Origin of the sequence: Rhizobium sp. PL01 (assembly GCF_033447125.1) — a bacterium.
Taxonomy (GTDB): domain Bacteria; phylum Pseudomonadota; class Alphaproteobacteria; order Rhizobiales; family Rhizobiaceae; genus Pararhizobium.
The window spans coordinates 54,724-73,606 of sequence record NZ_JAWQUM010000008.1; the positions used below are offsets into that span (position 1 = coordinate 54,724).

The following is an 18,883-nucleotide window of genomic DNA, read 5'->3' on the forward strand; positions in this document are numbered from 1 at the left end:
TCGTCGGCTCGGAACAGGGAGACGGTGTTTGCGAAACGGCCCCTCCCCGGGTTGGCAGGTTCGGTTGCCGATGATATCCCGTCGTTATGCGCGATTTTCTTCTCAAGTACTCTTTCGCCGTCGTCATGGTGTTCGGCTTTGTGATCGCCGCCCTTGCGGGATGGGTCATTTTAACAGGTTGACGGAGCCGTCATCACTTTGGGTGCGAATGGGCTTAGCTCCTTTTGATTAGCCTTGGATGAATGGCGCGTTTTCGAACTTTATGGAAAACTCTAAATCATATCGGTGGATTGAGAGGGATAGAAGCAATGGATGCCGGTAGCGCAACCATCGGGTTGGAGAGGGAATGGCACGTACCTGTCATGATCAGAATTGGGTATGGGGCGTCAGAAATAATCCGTGGCCCTTCGGATGCGTTTGACTACCTCACGCACCGTTGGCCAATCGAGCGGGGCAGCCATTTCGAAAACGCAAAAGGCAAATGCAAAGCTGCGTTGAATTGGCAGATATCAAGCGAGATGGCGAGAGAGGAATTCATTGCGGCAGCAATCGAGTCTTACGTATTGGCGTAGACAAGCCGAAGCCCGCTGAATGGACTTCGGCTTTGTCAAAGGAATGATCAAAACTCCTCCCAGGAATCCACGTTGGAAGCGAGCGCCCTTGCGGCGTTACCGTTGAATGCTTTCGCCACCCTGCCATGCAACACGCGGGCTGGCGATGCGGCTTGCAGCTGCCTGGATGCGACTACCCCGATTGCCGGACGGACAGGGTCTGATGAACCGACTTTGAATTGCGACAGGAGCTGATTGAGCTGATGCACTTCGGATGCGAGACTATGGCTTGCCGCAGTCGATTGCTCAACCATCGCAGCGTTCTGCTGTGTTCCCTGATCCATGGCGTTTACGGCCGTATTGATCTCCTGAAGGCCGATCGACTGTTCACGTGTTGCATCGACAATAGCATTCACATGTCCACTGATCTCCTTCACCTCTGCGACGATGGTTTCCAGCGCTTTTCCGGCTTGCCCAACGAGGGAAACGCCCGACTGAACCTGCCCATTCGACCTGGTGATCAGCGTTTTGATTTCCTTTGCTGCACTAGCCGAACGTTGGGCCAGTTCACGGACTTCCTGAGCGACGACGGCAAAACCCTTGCCGGCATCGCCGGCGCGCGCTGCCTCGACGCCCGCATTCAAAGCTAGAAGATTGGTTTGGAAGGCAATCTCATCGATTACGCCGACAATGTTGCCGATCTCACCAGATGATTGCTCGATACCGCTCATGGCCTCGACGGCGTTGCGCACGACATCACCGGATTTCTCAGCTTCGGCCCGCGTTCTGCTCACCAGACTACCGACCTCCGCAGCGCGGGCTGCGGCATTCCTGACCGTCGTGGTGATCTGTTCGAGAGCCGCCGCCGTTTCCTCGACGGAGGCTGCCTGCTGCTCGGTGCGTTTCGACAAATCGTCGGCGCCCGCGCCGATCTCCTTCGCTCCGGCATTGATGGATGCAGCAGTCTGGCCGACCGATTGCAACGCCTGCTGCAAGCGGGAAACGGATTCGTTGAAATTGTCGCGCAAGCCTTCAAGATGCGGCGCGAACGGCTGCTCGATGCGGCATGTGACATCGCCGTCAGCAAGGCGCACAAGCCCGGCCGTCAGGCCATCGATCGCGAACTGATCCTGTTCTGTCTTTCTGGTTTCACTAGCGTGCCTGGCGGCCTCTTCGTCCGCCGTCCGCACACGCGCTGCCTCCGTCTCCGCTTCGAGACGCCGCCGCTCTGTCGCATTGCCGCGAAACACGTCCAGCGCCCGTGCGATCTTGCCGAATTCGTCATGACGATCCGCATAAGGGATGTCGCTGTTGAGCCTGCCCTCGGAAACGTTGCCCACTGCATCGATCAACCTGCCGAACGGCTTCAGCAAGACACGGTTAGACACGAGGGTGAGGACCGCGCTCAGAACCAGTACGATCAGACCAGAGAGCATGGCGACTAACTGCAAATGGTGGATCTTCGCCACATAGGTGTCCATCGCCAGGCCTACAAACAAAACACCGACGGTTTGCCGAGCGGCATTCAGCACCGGGAAGTAACCGGTCATAAAGTCCTTCCCAAACAGTTGGGCCGGCCCGAAATAGGCTTTACCGCGTGCAAGAAGGGTTTGGGCCGGGTGATCCGCCGCCAGCATCGTGCCAGTGGCCCGCGTGCCGTCGCTTTTCTTGACGTTGGTCGAAATCCGCTCAAAACCCGCGGCAGTCTTGGAAAAGATAGTCGCTACGCCATCGATGGATGCCGCCGTGCGATCCACCAGATGATGATCGGCCGTAGCAGAGATGGCTTCCGCCGTGATGCCGGTGAGCGAGCTGCCGTTCAGATCGACCTTAAGGTCGCTCGCCTGGAGGCTATACATGATTGCCATGGTACGGGCCGCGGCATGCGTGTCCTCAAGAGCCTGCTCCATTTCCAATTTCTGCAGATTATACATCATCATGCCAGCGACCATCGCGATGCTCAGGAAAATCAGGGCAAGTGTGGTGGCGACAATTTTATAGGCGACGGATGATTTCAACATGGCGGGCATGCTAGTCCTCTCTGAAACGGTACAGCGAAACCGCCAACGGCATGTCGGTTACCCTCGAAACTGAATTGCTGGAGTCATTCCATTTGATTGGACCGCACGCATCATGCCGCGCAGTATTTGCCCCTGAGAGACCGGCCAAGTTTCAGGCTTTGTGTCGCTTGCCACCACAAGGCAATATAGGGGCACACGCCCGCAGAACGCCTCTGAACACCAAAAGCAACACTGGAAACCCTACTCGTCCCGCTGGACATTCGGTTTTCCCGGCCTCCTAATTTCAGGTTTCGGCGCTCAATCGGTAAGCGCCAAGGCTGTGCTGGCGGTTTCAACGCCCTAAAACTTCACGCGCAGCCTCGCACGCATTGTAGCACTCGATAAATTAACGAAATATCTATTCAATTGTTTGGGATCGCCTGCTTCAAAGGAAGACGGACATCTTGCATTTGATATCGGTTGCGAGAGCGTCTGATACCAGCAAGCACTTCAGACCGTAGCGCCTAAAGGTTCATGGGTGAACCATCGGCAAACGTTGCGATGCGCAAGCTCACAATTTCTCATCCGATAACACAGCCCAAAGACGTTTTGATTGTGGGCGAGATCAATGAAAAATCTAGCCAGTAGAACTTGAGTTCCCCGTCGGCACAGGGCGGGGCTTGGTATAGATAGACGGATGAACTGGTCCCGCATGACAAATCAGACATCTATCGAAACGCGGCAATCTGAGCCAGATGTCTGCATTATCGTTTGTTCTCGCCTTCAGCGAGAGTTGCGTGAGATTATCGACACGATCTCCCAAATCCCGTCCAAAATACAAACAGGAAGATGAAACGCGGCCCAACAGAAATATCACCTAACAACTGGCACTTTCACAGCCGCACAAAAACCTGTCACCAGCCGCGGCGCCCGCACCGCGTCACATCACCAGTCGGTACCCTCGCCTGCCCAAAATCATTAAATCCACCGGCGTCTATTCCTCGTCACCAGTCGGCATTTCCGCAACTTCGCGGCCTGCAGACAGGATCGTCCGCTTGCCTACATGATTTGCCGAACCGACCAGCCCTTCCCGCTCCATTCTCTCAACCAAGGACGCAGCTCTGTTGTAGCCGATCTGCAGACGGCGTTGGATGTAGGAGGTCGAGCATTTCTTGTCGCGCTGTACGATTTTGACCGCCTTGTCGTAGAGGTCATTGCCGTCCTCTTCCGCCATCGCCCCCTTGTCAAAGACCGCAGCGTCGTCCTCAGCCGGCTCGTCGACTTCCTCGGCATCTTCGGTGACAGTGCCAAGATATTCCGGGCGTCCCTGCGTCTTCAGATGCGCAACAACCTTTTCGACTTCCTCGTCGGAGACGAACGGTCCGTGCACACGGGCAATGCGGCCGCCTCCCACCATGTGAAGCATATCCCCCTGCCCCAGCAGATGCTCGGCACCCTGCTCGCCCAGGATGGTGCGGCTATCGATCTTCGAGGTGACCTGGAAGGAGATCCTCGTCGGGAAATTGGCCTTGATCGTGCCGGTAATGACATCGACCGAGGGACGTTGTGTCGCCATGATCAGATGGATACCGGCAGCGCGCGCCATCTGGGCCAGCCGCTGGATTGCACCTTCGATTTCCTTGCCGGCGACCATCATCAGGTCGGCCATCTCGTCGACGATGACGACGATATAAGGCATCGGTGCGAGATCCATTTCCCCCTGTTCGAAAATCGGCTCGCCGGTCGACCGGTCAAACCCGGTCTGAACGCTGCATAGGACGGTTTCGCCCTTTGACCGCGCCATCGCGGCGCGTGCATTGTAGCCGTCGATATTCCGTACGCCGAGCCGCGACATCTTGCGATAGCGGTCTTCCATTTCCCGCACGGCCCATTTGAGTGCCATGACCGCCTTTTTCGGATCGGTAACGACCGGCGTCAGGAGGTGCGGTATGCCATCGTAAACCGACAATTCCAGCATCTTCGGATCGACCATGATCAGCCGGCATTCCTCCGGCTTCAAGCGGTAGAGCAAGGACAGGATCATTGTGTTGATCGCCACCGATTTGCCCGAGCCGGTGGTACCAGCGACCAGAAGATGCGGCATCTTGGCGAGTTCGGCGATGACCGGTTCGCCGCCAATGGTCTTGCCGAGGCAAAGCGCCAGCTTGAAACGTGTTTCCTGGTAATTTTCCGACTCGATCAGTTCGCGGAAATAAACTGTTTCGCGCACCGGATTCGGCAACTCGATACCAATGACATTCCGGCCGGGCACAACAGCAACGCGGGCCGACAGCGCCGACATCGAGCGCGCTATATCGTCGGCAAGGCCGATGACGCGAGAGGATTTAACGCCGGGCGCCGGTTCGAATTCGTAAAGCGTAACCACGGGTCCCGGGCGAACATCGATGATCTCGCCGCGGACGCCGAAGTCCTCAAGCACGCTTTCTAGAAGACCGGCGCTCTGCTCCAGCGCTTCCTGCGTAATAACAGCCGTCTCCTGAACGGATGGCTCCTGCAGCAGTGTCACTGGGGGAAATTCATACTCACCAGCGCCGGCCTCAGCCGTCATTTCCGGAATCGCCATGAAGGTATCGGGCCGGACTGCCCGGATGGGTCTGGAAACAGCGACTGGTGGCTTTGCGATACGCACGGGTTCAACTGGGATCGCAACATCGGCAGCAACCGGCTGGCTTACTTCGACAACCTGCGTCTTGATGGGGGCCGGACGGCTAACGACAGGTGCTTCAACATGACGGCCAGCCTTGCTTATGCCGATTTCGCGGTAGAGCGCCGTTACAGAACCGGATGGGGAGTCAACCTCAGGGGGCTGCCAATGTTCGACCTGCGCAAGACTGTTGATATCAGCTGCCATATCCATCGTGTTCCAGAACACTTCGTCGGACACATGCAGGAAAGAACTGGGCTGTCTCATCGTCGTTTCGGTCACGTGCGGGGCCACAGTCTCCGGCTCGGCCGGAAAGCACGCCAAGTCGATATCGGCAAGGCCTGCATATTCGACCGCAGCTGGTTCATTCAGCGATGTTTCAAGCTCCTGCCGCAGACGGAGCGAAAGCAATTGAATGCCGGAAACCACCGGCGCTTCCTCTTGTGCAGGCTCGATAACCGGCAGATGTTCCACAATCACAACGGCAGTCTCCGTTGCTTCGGAAACCGCGAGCGCAGTTGTGCCCAGATCTTCCGGTTCCTTCCTGGCATCGCTGGCCGGCCGCTTCGCATAAACACTCTCCGGTGTCCGGGTAAACCGCACATTCGGTCCAAGCACAAAAGCGCTCTGCCAGACCGGTGCCTCCCCTCGCCCCTCGATCTCGGCCATCGCGTCGGTATCCGGTTCGTATGGGCCTTCGTCGGTTTTCACATCTACGGGAGCACCATAGATACGGCGCTGGGGCTCCGCTTTTCCCAGATGATTTTCCGGGTCTACGGGCTGATCCCCGGTGTTATCGAAGCCGTTCGAAAAATTGGTTCGGGAAAGACGCATAGGGACCTGCTCACTCAAAATTCACGCGCAATGGGCACACCTCATTCAATAGAAAATAAAGGTTAATCACCCCTTTCTAGCCGACCCTTCTCAGAGAATTTCCGTTCGCCCTCGCAAGCGACATAATCATCGGGCCGATGGCAAATTCGCCCTTTTCCGCGCGCCGCGTCAGGTCCCGCAGGTAGCCACCGGCCGAATTGATATGCCCTGCCCGCTCCAGAATGCACGCAATCACCGTAGCCGCATTTTCCGGCCCGAGGATCTCGCATGCCTGCTGATAGGCATCCGGGCTGACCCCAAGCATCGAGCGGACAACCACAGCCGCTGCCATCAGATCACGCCAGTTCGAAATCGCTCCACCGGAGCCATAAGGGATAATTTCTGGGCATGCTTGCAGCACCATAGCCAACGGGAACGCCTTCATCTTGCCCACTGCCACTGAATGACTTTGCCCCCCCTCGTCTGCCGCTGCAGCAATGCTGCTTGCGTCACGGCCATGATCAGACCGGTGTCTCGCCATCGGCATTTTCTGCTTCATCTGGGTTGGCTTTGAGTTTTCGCCCTGCTCTTTCGTCCTTGCAGGTTCAGAATCAAGGATAGATTCGGGATTTGAATTCTGTATGTGCCAATCATTTTGGAAGGGATTGCCGTTCTTTTTTTCTGTTTTTACCTGAATTTCCAACTGGTTGATGATCTCTTCGCGCAGCATTTCCATTTCACCGAGTGCCGTCTCAACTTCTAGTGCTGAGGGCGTGCGTGGAATTGCCGTAACAAGGGCTCTGAAATGGACCGTAATCATCTCCCAGTTGCCGCTCGCCCCTTCTTCGATTGCTGCTTCAATAAGCTTGGAAACATCGCGCCGGCAAAGCGTCAGCCGTTCACGCAAACGCCGCAGATGCAAGCGCTCAGCAATAACCTGCGCCGCCAGTTGCTCGATCTCGTCAGCGCGGGCAAGCAATGGTGCTAGAGAGAACCCGAAAGCATCATCGATCGTGCCCGTACTGCCTCTGCGCACGTAGCGCTTGCCGTTCGGGCTGTCCTTACGGACGATCAGGCCCGCCTGAACCAACACGGCTAGGTGACGCCTGATCGTCTGTTCGGTCATGCCGTGGGATCGCAGGGATAACTGCGCGTTGGATGGGAATACAACAAGACCATTGGTCTCGCACAGTTCATCCTTCGGATAAAAACTGAGCAGCGCACTCATCACCGCCAACGCACGATCGGTCACACCGATGAGCGGCCTGGCTTCGCATAGCGCCCGGTAAAGCTTCCACTTATCGGTGCTCTTTCCGACTTCAATATCTTTGGCCGCAATCTGGCTTGCCAACATGCCAAGAGTCATCGGCCGCCGCCCAAAGGGCGTCGTCACACTTCCACCTTCCATCGCCTCTGCCTTTCGCAAAGGCAAAGCTGTCCGGCTCGTCGAAATGACGTCTATCTCGATGAAGAGACTTGACTACGATTCCAAGAAGTGTGATTCTCTCAGTCGCCAAACAGTCGAGAAGGGCTTCCGGAATAGATTTCGGGGGCCTTTTTCTTTGCCTATTTTCCTCTTGTGCCTATCCTTCGATAGCGGTTGATCTGAAGGCCGCTGCCAAGCAGTGGCCCGGCATAAACTACTGTCGGCCGCCCTGTTTCAGGCTTGCCGTAAATTCCGCGTAAAGATCGTCCAGGCGATCGGCGAGATATCCGCCGAAGTCAGGAACCTGGCGCTCGTCAAAAACAATTCGTGTCTGGATATCGTCGCGCTCGATGCGTGCCGCCTTGCGCCCCTGCGGACTTCTCCATTCCTGTGCCTTCGGCTTCCGTTTTGCCGGCTCCGCGCCAAGCATCTCGAAAACGCGGGTAAAGCGCGTGTCGCTATCGGCTGCCAGAAAGTCTGCGGCGGTGATCAGAGCCTCAAGCATATGCTGCTTGCGTTCGGCCCGATCGACCAATGCCGCCCATCGCGCCCGCCCCGCTTTTGGTGCTGGCCCAATCGCCTGAACAAGGTATTCCGGGATACTTCTAGCAATAGTGATGTAACGGCTGAGATCGGCTTTATCGGTCGAAAGTGCCGCCATGATCGTCGTTCGGTCGTACCCACCATCCTCCAGACGGCGGGCGAACTGTGCTTTCTCGATGTAGGAGAGATCCTGCCGGTCGAGATTCTCTTTGCCCTGGGCGATGACAAGCTCATTGTCCGTCAGGGTTTGGACGATTGCCCGTACTGTCCGGCCAAGCTGCGCTGCGGCACGAAGACGCCTGCGGCCATAAGCAACCTGGAAACGACCCGACGATGCAGGCTGCGGCCGCACCAGGATGGGAACCTGCTGCCCGTTTTCGCGCATGCTGTCGACCAGCGCCTCAAAACCCGGATCGACCGTGATGGAAATTCGATCACTCACCGTTGAGTGATCGATCAGGGCAGGATCAAGGTCGACCACCGACGAGCCGGAAGCCAGTTGCTCCTGCAGCTTTGCGGCGCTGCGGGCGCCTTCGGTCATTTCCTGGAGCGATGCGCCCATCGCCGAAATGGCGCCGGTGCGAACGCGGTCGGTGTTTTTCTCCACACCAGCGACCGGCGCCGAACCTTCCGGCTTTCGCATGAACAGCGTGTTGACGGTATCTTTTCGGCTCACAGCGGGCCACCTTCATTGTAACATAAAACGCGTCCGTTGGGAGTTCCCAACGATGATCTGGAGACAGCAAAAGGTGCCAGTGGCACCACTCTAACCAACACCCCGATACGCCGGTTTCCCATTGTTGGGAGTTCCCAACACACGGTTCGCGATGTGTGAAGCAAGCTCATTTTGGCGTACGTCCCCATGCTTGACGGACAAGAGACTCGATTTCGTTGTTGACGGAATCGAGGGCCTCCATTGCCCGGTCATAGGTCGAACGCGTCAGATTTTCCCGGCCGATCTCGTAAAGTGTCTGCTTCGTCAGTCCTGCGTCGGAGACGGCAGCCGATTTAACCATCGGATTGGTCATGACGTGGTCATCAAACAAATTGCGGAGGAGGGCAGCCACCTTCGTCTGCGGCGCGTCCTGCGGTTCGTAGCGGGTGAGCAGATAGCGGATGAAATCGTATTTCAATTCTCCGCCGGCTTCGCGAACAACAGCGAGCAGATCATGCGTCATCAAAAGGAACTGGCTCATCGACGCAACGTCGAGCATCTGTGGATGAACAGTTACCACCATCGATGTCGCAGCGCAGAGCCCACTCAGTGTTAGGTAACCGAGTTGCGGCGGGCAATCGATGACGACGACATCGTAATTGTCGGCAACTTCATCGAGGGCGCGCGCAACACGGGTGAAGAAAATCCCGTCGGCATCCCGTACCCCCGTCGTCAGGGCACGTGGCGTTGTGTGCTCGAATTCCATCAATTCGAGATTGCCCGGGACCAGATCGAGGCCGTCAAAATAGGTGTTTCGGATAACCTCCGACAGCGGACGCTTCTCTTCGTCGTAACGGATCGCAGCGTAGAGCGTCTCGTTCGACTTCACGTCCGTTTCCGGCAACACGCCGAGCAGGGCGGAAAGGCTTGCCTGCGGATCGAGATCAACCGCGAGCACGCGATATCCCTGCAGCGCCAGATACTGGGCCAGATGAACCGAAGTTGTGGTCTTGCCGGAACCGCCCTTGAAGTTGGTGACGGCAATCACCTGCAGATGATCCTCGGGGCCACGGCGCGGTACAAAATTATAGGCTTCCCGGCCACGCACAGTTTGGGCCAGCTTTTCGCGCAGTTCGTTGATCTGGCGTAGCGTATAAAGACGCCGGCCATTGCTGGTAAGATCGGGCAGGGGGCCTTCACCGGCAAGCGTCATCTTGCGCAGCGTCGAATCCGAAACACCCATCAGCCGTGCAGCTTCACCCGAAGTGAACCGGCGCAATGTCTTGTTGGCGGTCGGCGGGAACAGCGCTTCGCTGATCGCCTGAAGCTGCGAGCTGATGATTGCCGCATGGTCTCCGATCGTCTCATCGACGGTCTTCCGCTCAATCTTGGTCGCTCGAATGGCATTGCTCACGTTCAAAAACTTTCGTCACGGTAAAATGGCCCGATGGGAGATATAACCGTGACGATACGCAACGCAACGATTCGTGCAAGAAGTTATTGGTTAACAGTTGCTTACCCGAGAGACGTGAGAAACTGAATCTGCAGCACCACCCGATGCATTTCGCTCATGAATCCAAGGCGTTCCCGGCATTGAAAATGTGCCAGAGTGGAAAACGCGCATGCAAATGATTCATGTGTGTAATTCTGATTCAGGCCCAGTACCGAAAAATGAGGGGAGGGGAGCCAGAAACGACTCATCGACATACGCAGCATATTCTCTGCGGGAAGGGCCGCTTTGTCGCGCGCAAACGGACATTTCCGTATCAAAATTTATGCCAGGTGATGAAGCCGCCATGGGCTGTTGGAGCGAACGCCTTAAGCCTGAGATGCCCTGATCCATAATCATTTGAGTATGAAATCCCGTTTGATATTTCATTTTACATTACCATTCGGCATGACAAACTGAGATTAGCTGTTCCGTCAGTCATTCTGTGCCGGTTCTTCGGGAGCATGCCGGTCATCCAGGGAGGAGAAACATGAAACAGGCCATTATCGCCGCGTTTGCGGCCATCATCATGAGTAGCGGTGCCTATGCCGACACGATCAAGATCGGTGTCGTCGGCCCATTCTCGGGACCATTTGCGCTGCAGGGCAAGAATTTCAAGGCCGGCATCGATGCCTATATGGCCATGCACGGCACGACAATTGGCGATGACACAGTCGAGATCATCTACCGCGACCTACCAGCGGCCGACCCGGCCCAATCCAAGGCGCTGGCACAGGAACTGGTGGTCAAGGAAAAGGTGCAGTATCTCGCCGGATTCTATTTCACTCCTGATGCGATGGCCGTCACACCGATCCTCAAGCAGGCAAACGTGCCGCTGATCGTCATGAATGCTGCGACTTCGGCCATTGTCACGAAGAGCCCGCTGGTCGTGCGCACCTCCTTCACCACTTGGCAGACTTCTACGCCGATCGCCAAGGTCGCGCATGATGCCGGTGTTTCCAAAGTCATCTCCATCGTCAGTGATTACGGGCCGGGCATCGATGCCGAGAACGCATTCAAGGCCGGGTTCGAGAAGGAGGGCGGGGCAGTCGTCGAGGCGATCCGCATGCCGCTTTCCACCAACGATTTCAGCCCGATCATGCAGCGTATCAAAGATTCCGGAGCGGAAGGCGTTTTCGCCTTCCTGCCGTCTGGTCCGACGACACTCGGTTTCGTCAAGGCCTTCAACGAAAACGGTCTCAAAGCTGGCGGCATCAAATTCTTCGCACCCGGAGACCTGACGCAGGAATCCGATCTGCCGGCGCTCGGTGACGCCGCTCTCGGTATCCAGACGACGTTCCACTATGCGGTGTCTCACGATTCTCCGGAGAACAAGGCATTTGTCAAAGCCGCCTCCAAGGCGATCGGCAACCCTGCTGAATTGTCTTTCCCTTCAGTTGGTGCCTTCGACGGTATGAACGTCATCTACAAGATGATCGAGGCAACGGGCGGAGAACAGGATGCGCAGAAAGCTGTCGATGCGGTAAAGGGTCTGTCCTGGGTCAGCCCACGCGGCCCGGTATCGATCGATCCGGAATCGCGTCATATCACGCAGAACATCTATCTGCGCGAAGTCACCAAGGCGGACGACGGCTCCTATTACAATAAGGAGATCCAGACGTTCGAGAAACAGGGCGACCCTGGGCTCGCTGCCGTCAAGTAAGCGGCCCAACGGCAAATCCTGTCGGCGTGTAGCGGGACAATCTGCAACGCCGATCGTTTGCCCGGATTTTACGATCGCGGGGGAGGGGAGGGCTTTCCCATCTCCCGCAGACAACGAGTGGAACTCGAGCGATGCAGACCTTTCTCAGCATAGCCATCGACGCATTTGCCTATGGCATGGTGCTCTTCATCATCTCGATCGGCCTTTCGGTCACCATGGGCCTGATGCGCGTCGTCAATTTGGCTCATGGCGCCTTTGCCATGATCGGCGGTTACATTGCCTCCTATGCAGCGCAGGATCTCGGGCTTGGCTACGCCGCAGCCGTGCTGCTGGCTATTTTCGGGACGGTCATCATTTCAATCCCGATCGAGCGGCTGCTCTACCGGCGCATTTATGGCGCGCCGGAACTGACGCAGGTGTTGATGACCATCGGCATTACCTTCTGCATTATCGGCATCGCCAACTATGTCTTTGGCCCGACGCTGAAGACGATCCCTCTACCTGCAGCCCTTCAAGGCTCCGCCGACCTCGGCTTCCGCACAATCGCGGTGCACCGCCTTTTTGCCATCGTCTGCGGTCTGGTTGTCGCCGGCGGCCTCTGGTACACCATCGAAAAGACGGCCTTTGGGGTAAAATTACGCGCCTCCGTCGACAATGCCTCCATGGCGGCAGCCCTCGGCGTACGGACCGAAATCATCTATGCCGTGAGTTTTGCCGTTGCTGTCGGCCTTGCAGCTTTCGGCGGCGTCTTGGGTGCAGAACTCCTGCCGGTCGAGCCCTACTTTGCGCTGCGGTACATGGTCACTTTCCTGGTCGTCGTGTCGGTTGGGGGCGCGGGGTCCATTCCCGGAGCGCTTCTGGCCTGCCTCCTCCTTGGCGGTATCGATACGACCGGCCGCTACCTGATGCCGGAATTCGGAGAATTCTTCTTCTACCTCGCGGTCATCGCCATCATCTGCATTTTCCCACGCGGCCTTGCCGGACGGGCTCGATAGGATGACACTCCTCATGAACCATGAAACGGTCGCCACGACCGCTCCCCGGAACCGTAGCATCGGTCGTGACCTGATCGGCATCGGCGCCATCGTCGCTGCTGCTGCGATCGGCTATCTTCTGTTTCCCGACAATCTGGCGCTTTTGACCCGGATCATCGCGATTGCGCTGCTGGTCCTGTCGCTGGACCTCGTCACCGGCTATTGCGGTGTGGCAACCCTTGGCCATGCGGCGCTGTTCGGCTCGGGCGCCTATGCTGCCGGAATAGCCGCCGCACATTTTGGCATCACCAGCCCATTGCTGATGACACTTGCCGGCATTCTTGGGGGAGCAATTGCAGGCCTCGTCTGCGGTGTGATCATTCTGCGGGCACACGGATTGCCACAGCTCGTCCTGTCGATCGCGCTGATCTATCTTTTCCACGAGTTTGCCAACAAGGCTTCGTCGTGGACGGGTGGAAGCGACGGCCTCTCCGGCATTTCACCGGATCCACTATTCGGCGTCTACGAATTCGATCTGTGGGGCCAGACCGCCTATGTCTTCGGCGTCTTTCTGTTGCTTGCGGTTTTCATCCTCCTCCGCTTTCTGGTCCGCTCGCCATTCGGCATGCTCTGCCGCGGCATGAAGGAAGACCCGCTGCGCGTCATGGCCATGGGCGCCTCGCCGAAGATCGCCTTGATCAAGATGTATGTCGTTTCCGGTGCGGTCGCAGGTGTTGGCGGTGCCCTCAATGCGGTCTCGACGCAGGTTGTCGGTCTCGACAGCTTGTCGTTCACCCAATCGGCGGAAGCTCTGGTCATGCTGGTTCTGGGCGGCACCGGCTCATTGTTTGGCGCTTTGATGGGCACGGTGGTGTTCATGTTGTTCGAGGATTACGTCTCGGCCGCCAACCCCTTCCACTGGCTGACAATGGTCGGCGCGCTTTTGATCACGGTCGTCCTGTTCGCTCCGAAGGGGCTTTACGGCACCGCCGCCGGCTTTGTCGCCCGCCGCCTGGAGAAACGCCCATGAGTGCGGTGTTCGACGTTCTCAATCTGAAAAAAGCCTTCAGCGGCCTGACCGTCACCAACGACGTTTCTCTATCCATGGCGACGGGTGACCGGGTGGCGCTGATCGGGCCGAACGGCGCCGGAAAGACCACTTTCATCAACCTCGTCACCGGGAATCTACGGCCGGATTCCGGTGAGATTCGTCTCAACGGCGAAACCATCACGAAAATCGACGCGATCGGCCGCGTCCGGCGCGGGCTGGTCCGCTCTTTTCAAGTGACACGGCTGTTTCAGGAGATGACGCCGGCCGAACATGTCGCCTTGGCCGTTCTTCAGCGAGACGGGCGCGCGGGAAAGATGTTCGGCAACTTTCTGTCGATGCCCGATGTCATGGACGAGGTGAGCGAGCTTCTCTCCAAGCTCGGCTTACACGATCTGATGCACCGCAAGGTGAGTGAGATCGCCTATGGACAGCAGCGCCTGCTCGAAATCGCGATGGCGCTGGCCCTCAAACCGAAAGTGCTCTTGCTCGATGAGCCGGCCGCAGGCGTGCCGCAGAGCGATACCGGCCGCATCGAGCAGGCGCTTGCCGACCTTCCGGCCGATCTTGCCGTGCTGATGATCGAGCATGACATGGATCTGGTCTTCCGCTTTGCAAAGCGGGTCATCGTGCTGGCTGCCGGCACCATCATCTTCGACGGCTCGCCCGCCGACGTCACCAAGGACGCCGCCGTGCGCGAGGCCTATCTCGGGAGCTATGCCAATGCCAGCCACGCCGCTTGAGGTCGAAAATCTGTCAGCCGGTTACGGGCCGACGCGGGTTCTGGAAAACGTCTCCTTCTCGGTGTCCGCCGGACAACGCCTCGCAGTGCTCGGCCGCAACGGTATGGGGAAAACAACATTGCTCGCAACACTCGCAGGGCAGACAAAACGGTATGACGGTCGCATCCGCATCGGCAAAACCGACGTCACCAGCATTTCAAGCGCCCTGCGTGCGCGTACGGGGCTCGGCTACGTACCACAGACGCGGTGCATCTTTCCGACACTGACGGTGGAGGAAAACCTGTTCGTTGGCCTGAAAGACCGGCCAAAGAGCGATCTTCAGGATGCCTACGCGATGTTTCCCCGCCTTTTCGAACGCAAGGGGAACCTCGGATCCCAGCTTTCCGGCGGCGAGCAGCAGATGCTGTCCACGGCCAGAAGCATTCTTGGACGTCCCACCGTGCTGTTGCTCGATGAACCGCTTGAGGGTTTGGCGCCAGTGATCTGCGAAGAGCTGATGAAGGCGTTTTCCGAACTTGCCATCACTGGCAACATGACCATCGTGCTCGTCGAACAGCGCATCCAAAGCGCCCTTGATTTCGCCGATCAGGTGATCGTGCTCGAGCGGGGGAGGGTGGCCTGGAGCGGTACACCGCAGGCGCTGACAGCTGATCATGATGCGGTGGAGCGGCTGCTCGGCGTCGGCGGACTGCACTGACCAAAAACCCGGGCGAACAGTCCTGAAAATTGCCGAAAGTTTATTTTGAGCACGAGGGAACAATGCGTTCTCTCGTGTATTTATGCGTTAGGTCGATTTCTGTCGGCACCAACCACCGTTCGCAACGATGAGGATGTGCAGATGAACAACCTTTTACCGGAATTGCATGAAGGCCACGCTCCTATTACGCTGCATCTGCTGTTTCGCGATGCACTCGAAGCGTATGACGACTGGGCCGATGAAACCGACGTTCCCGTGGTCTACCATCTGAGCATGCCAGTGCCGATCGGGCTGGTATTCGATCATATGCGGGATTGCACCGATATTCTGCCGAATAACATGGTCAGCGCCATTACCGAAAGACTGACCAAGCCCTTAAGCAGCAACAGTTCGCTGGACGAGATGACGTTTTCCACCGCGGCCAGGGTGATGTGTGTCATGACACGCAAAAGACAGCTACACCGCAGCGGCAGCGATATCGGCGTCTTCCTGCGCCGGTTTGAGAAGCTGCGTGCTGGCCGCGCTGATCCATGATATTTTGGGTGTAAGAAACCTACTTTCGGTGCAGCGGGAAGTAGGTTACCCATGGAGTTGCCGACTAAGTAACGGAAACATATCGCGTTTTAACAGGACGTGAAAACGGCTTGATAGAATGGCTTGCCCGTGTTTAAAATGACAAAATATATAGAGTATGCCGCGTATTAATGAACTGGCGTTTGAGTAGGGGTGCCGAGGTTCAACCATCCAGCCGCATGATGCGGGGAGGAAATGATATGACGGTTCATGGTCTTTCGTCGCCCTTCAGTCCGCTGAGCGATCCGCCGCTGCAGATCGCAATCGTCGGCCGGGGCTTTTCCGGCTTGATGATGGCCATCGCCCTGTTGAAGTCGGTCAACCAGCCATTCCGGCTGCGCATGTTCGATCCGCGCCCTATCATCAGCGGCGGTCAGGCGCTGGCCACGGCGCGTTCCACTGAAATTCTAAACAGCCGCGCCCGAGACCTTTCCGTTTCGACTGGCGAGCCGAAGGACTTTACCCGTTGGCTGCAGGCAAACGCGCCTTTTCGCGAAGCAGTGTCCGCCGCAATCCCCGGTTTCGGCCAGATCTTCGTGCCGAAGGCTACATTCAGCGACTATGTCTACCAGCGTTTTTCCGAAGCGCTGGCGCAGCGCAAGGACGTAACCGTTCAGATGTCCAACGAAGGCATCACCCATATCCGCCACAACGACAATGGCCTGTTCACGCTCAGTCTGGCCGACGGTGGCGAGGCAATCTACGATACGGTTGTGCTTGCCACTGGCTACGGTTTGAGAGCACCGCTTGAGACGGCCGAGCAAGATATGGACGCGCGCCTGCTTGAGCGCGCCGAGACACACCGGCATGTCGTCGTCATGGGCAATGGCTTGCGCGCCGTCGATCAGGTTCTGCAGCTGCGCGACGGCGGCTTTACCGGTCATATCACCATCTTGTCGCGCCGCGGGTTTCTGCCACAGCCGCACACCCGCATGCCTGCCGACGCCGTCTTTCCAACGCAGCCCATGCCCTCGCAACTGCGCAAAATCGTCCGCTTCGTGCGCGACGCCTGCGCTGACGCGGAAGAAAACGGCTGGAGCTGGCAGGCGGCAATGAACGGCCTGCGCAAACGCGCGCGCACCCTTTGGGCGTCGCTACCACCCAGCGAGAAACGGCAGTTCAACCGGCACCTGCGCGCGATCTACGACAGCCATCGCAACCGGCTTCCCGCCGACGTGCATGCAAGACTGGAACGCGAATTTGCCAGCGGGCTGACTGAACTCAAGCGCGGGACCACCCTGAAACGCACCCCGGATGGACTTTTGGTACGATGGGCCGGCCAGTCAGCTGAAAGCCATTTCGCCGCTAACGAGGTGATCGACTGCCGCTGCCTGTCGCCAGATCTCAAGGATCCTGTTGTCGTCGACCTCCTGGAAGCGGGCCTTGCGGCGACAGACGAGCTCGAGCTTGGTCTCGCCGTCAACCCTGCGGGGGAGCTGCTAACACCGAAGGGCCGGCCAGCCGGCCTCTTCGCAATCGGTCCTCTCGGTCTAGGCTCATTGCCCGATATCGACCTTGTTCCGGAGATCGTCACGCAGGCCTACGCGGCTGCCGGCTTGATTAGTGTCCGGTCGCTGCCGCAATTGCAGGCGAGCTGACAGCCGGCAATAGCTCCCCCAACCAGCCGGGGCGCTGCACGCAGTTGTTCCGGCACACCGCTCCGTTTCAATCGTTCAGCGATGCACTTCTCGTTCGCCGGGTGTAACGTCTCAAGAAGCCCGCAAACGCGAACGGATTTTCCATACTCAATAAAATTTATAGATATTATAATTTTGCGATAACGGCCGTTCCCGGAAAAACTAGGCGATGACACATTCCGCATTCATAAACGCTGGAGACAATCGCGCATGAGCACCGTTCCGGACAAGATCGACGTTCTCTGGTTTCTGCCAACCCATGGCGATAGCCGTTATCTCGGCACATCGATCGGCGGCCGCAATGTCGATCTCAACTACCTCAAGCAGGTGGCTCAGGCGGCCGACACGCTCGGCTATTTCGGCGTGCTGATCCCAACCGGCCGCAGCTGTGAGGACAGCTGGATCGTCGCTTCGGCGCTTGCCCCGTTGACGGAGAAATTGCGCTACCTCGTCGCCGTGCGCCCCGGCCTTCTCTCTCCAACGCTGGCCGCGCGTATGACCGCGACGCTCGACCGAATTTCCAATGGCCGGCTGCTGATCAACGTCGTCACCGGCGGTGACCCGATCGAAAACAAGGGCGACGGCATCCACTTTTCGCATGAGGAACGCTACGAGGTCACGGAAGAGTTCATCAACATCTACAAGGCCGTGCTGCGGGGCGAAGACGTCACCACGAAGACCAAGCATTTCGATATCGAGGATGCAAAACTCTTGTTCAAGCCGGTGCAGGAGCCGCATCCGCCACTCTATTTCGGCGGTTCCTCCGGTGTTGGCCAGCAGGTCGCAGCCCGCACGATCGACAAATACCTGACTTGGGGAGAGCCACCCGAGGATGTCGAGAAGAAAGTGGCGGAAGTCCGTGCGCTCGCTAAAGCGGAAGGCCGCGAGGTCACTTTCGGTATTCGTCTTCACGTCATCGTTCGCGAAACGGCCAAGGAAGCTTGGACCGCAGCCGACGAACTGATCAAATATGTCGACGATGATACGATCGCTGCAGCTCAGAAGGTTTTCGAACGGATGGATTCGGTCGGTCAAAGCCGAATGAGCAAGCTGCATGGCGGCCGCAAGGACAAGCTGGAGATCAGCCCCAACCTGTGGGCCGGCGTCGGTCTCGTTCGCGGCGGGGCAGGGACCGCACTGGTCGGCGATCCCGATCAGGTCAAAGCCCGGATCGAAGAGTACCGCCAGATCGGCATCGATACCTTTATCTTCTCCGGATATCCGCATCTGGAAGAGGCCTACAGGTTCGGCGAACTCGTGCTGCCGAATCTTCCTCTGAACCACCCGGTCAAGTCCCACAAGCCAAGCGCCAACACCGGTCCGTTTGGCGAGACGATCGCTGGCGATCACCGCCCCGCGCTCAAGGTGTCGCAATCCTGATGAGGACAAACCCGGATCGGCGCCTT

The 18,883-nt window shown here is 57.8% G+C and carries 14 protein-coding genes; 9 read left to right on the plus strand and 5 right to left on the minus strand.

Features of this window, described 5'->3' with window-relative positions; genetic code table 11:
* Positions 1-362 precede the first annotated feature (362 nt).
* Positions 363-572 carry a DUF982 domain-containing protein gene (locus tag R6X40_RS18975; protein ID WP_318415591.1) on the plus strand — a complete coding sequence of 70 codons (210 nt, stop codon included), beginning with the start codon at positions 363-365 and terminating at the stop codon, positions 570-572.
* Between the two features lie 47 nt (positions 573-619).
* Here the strand turns inward: R6X40_RS18975 and R6X40_RS18980 are convergent, their stop codons facing one another.
* The 5 genes from R6X40_RS18980 to repA all read right to left on the minus strand — a co-directional run bounded on the left by R6X40_RS18980 (position 620) and on the right by repA (position 10,067).
* Positions 620-2,581: a methyl-accepting chemotaxis protein gene (locus tag R6X40_RS18980; protein WP_318415365.1), complete on the minus strand. Its 1,962-nt coding sequence runs from the start codon at positions 2,579-2,581 to the stop codon at positions 620-622.
* Between the two features lie 964 nt (positions 2,582-3,545).
* Positions 3,546-6,050 (minus strand): DNA translocase FtsK, encoded by a 2,505-nt coding sequence (locus R6X40_RS18985; RefSeq protein WP_412178416.1) that lies wholly within the window; start codon positions 6,048-6,050, stop codon positions 3,546-3,548.
* Positions 6,051-6,126: 76 nt separating this feature from the next.
* Positions 6,127-7,437 carry a plasmid replication protein RepC gene (gene repC / locus R6X40_RS18990; RefSeq protein WP_318415366.1) on the minus strand — a complete coding sequence of 437 codons (1,311 nt, stop codon included), beginning with the start codon at positions 7,435-7,437 and terminating at the stop codon, positions 6,127-6,129.
* 232 nt (positions 7,438-7,669) lie between these two features.
* On the minus strand, positions 7,670-8,674 hold the full coding sequence (repB, locus tag R6X40_RS18995; protein ID WP_318415367.1) for a plasmid partitioning protein RepB: 1,005 nt from the start codon (positions 8,672-8,674) through the stop codon (positions 7,670-7,672).
* A gap of 166 nt (positions 8,675-8,840) precedes the next feature.
* The gene (gene repA, locus R6X40_RS19000; protein WP_318415368.1) at positions 8,841-10,067 is read right to left on the minus strand and encodes a plasmid partitioning protein RepA; all 1,227 of its coding nucleotides are present in this window, start codon (positions 10,065-10,067) and stop codon (positions 8,841-8,843) included.
* Positions 10,068-10,632: 565 nt separating this feature from the next.
* On the opposite strand from repA, the gene R6X40_RS19005 reads away from it, so the two are divergent.
* The 8 genes from R6X40_RS19005 to ssuD all read left to right on the plus strand — a co-directional run bounded on the left by R6X40_RS19005 (position 10,633) and on the right by ssuD (position 18,857).
* Positions 10,633-11,805: an ABC transporter substrate-binding protein gene (locus R6X40_RS19005; protein ID WP_318415369.1), complete on the plus strand. Its 1,173-nt coding sequence runs from the start codon at positions 10,633-10,635 to the stop codon at positions 11,803-11,805.
* Between the two features lie 131 nt (positions 11,806-11,936).
* Positions 11,937-12,800: a branched-chain amino acid ABC transporter permease gene (locus tag R6X40_RS19010; RefSeq protein WP_318415370.1), complete on the plus strand. Its 864-nt coding sequence runs from the start codon at positions 11,937-11,939 to the stop codon at positions 12,798-12,800.
* Position 12,801: 1 nt separating this feature from the next.
* Entirely contained in the window at positions 12,802-13,809 is a 1,008-nt protein-coding gene (locus tag R6X40_RS19015; protein WP_318415371.1) for a branched-chain amino acid ABC transporter permease, read from the plus strand.
* Positions 13,806-14,570, plus strand: a complete 765-nt coding sequence (locus tag R6X40_RS19020; RefSeq protein ID WP_318415372.1) for an ABC transporter ATP-binding protein — start codon at positions 13,806-13,808, stop codon at positions 14,568-14,570. The genes R6X40_RS19015 and R6X40_RS19020 overlap by 4 nt, the downstream gene beginning before the upstream one ends.
* Positions 14,551-15,267, plus strand: coding sequence for an ABC transporter ATP-binding protein (locus R6X40_RS19025; RefSeq protein ID WP_318415373.1), 717 nt, complete (start codon positions 14,551-14,553; stop codon positions 15,265-15,267). Before R6X40_RS19020 ends, R6X40_RS19025 begins: the two co-directional genes overlap by 20 nt.
* Before the next feature lie 141 nt (positions 15,268-15,408).
* Entirely contained in the window at positions 15,409-15,801 is a 393-nt protein-coding gene (locus R6X40_RS19030; RefSeq protein ID WP_318415374.1) for a hypothetical protein, read from the plus strand.
* A gap of 239 nt (positions 15,802-16,040) precedes the next feature.
* Positions 16,041-17,438: an FAD/NAD(P)-binding protein gene (locus R6X40_RS19035; protein ID WP_318415375.1), complete on the plus strand. Its 1,398-nt coding sequence runs from the start codon at positions 16,041-16,043 to the stop codon at positions 17,436-17,438.
* 249 nt (positions 17,439-17,687) lie between these two features.
* Positions 17,688-18,857 carry an FMNH2-dependent alkanesulfonate monooxygenase gene (gene ssuD, locus R6X40_RS19040; RefSeq protein ID WP_318415376.1) on the plus strand — a complete coding sequence of 390 codons (1,170 nt, stop codon included), beginning with the start codon at positions 17,688-17,690 and terminating at the stop codon, positions 18,855-18,857.
* The last annotated feature ends 26 nt before the right edge of the window (positions 18,858-18,883 follow it).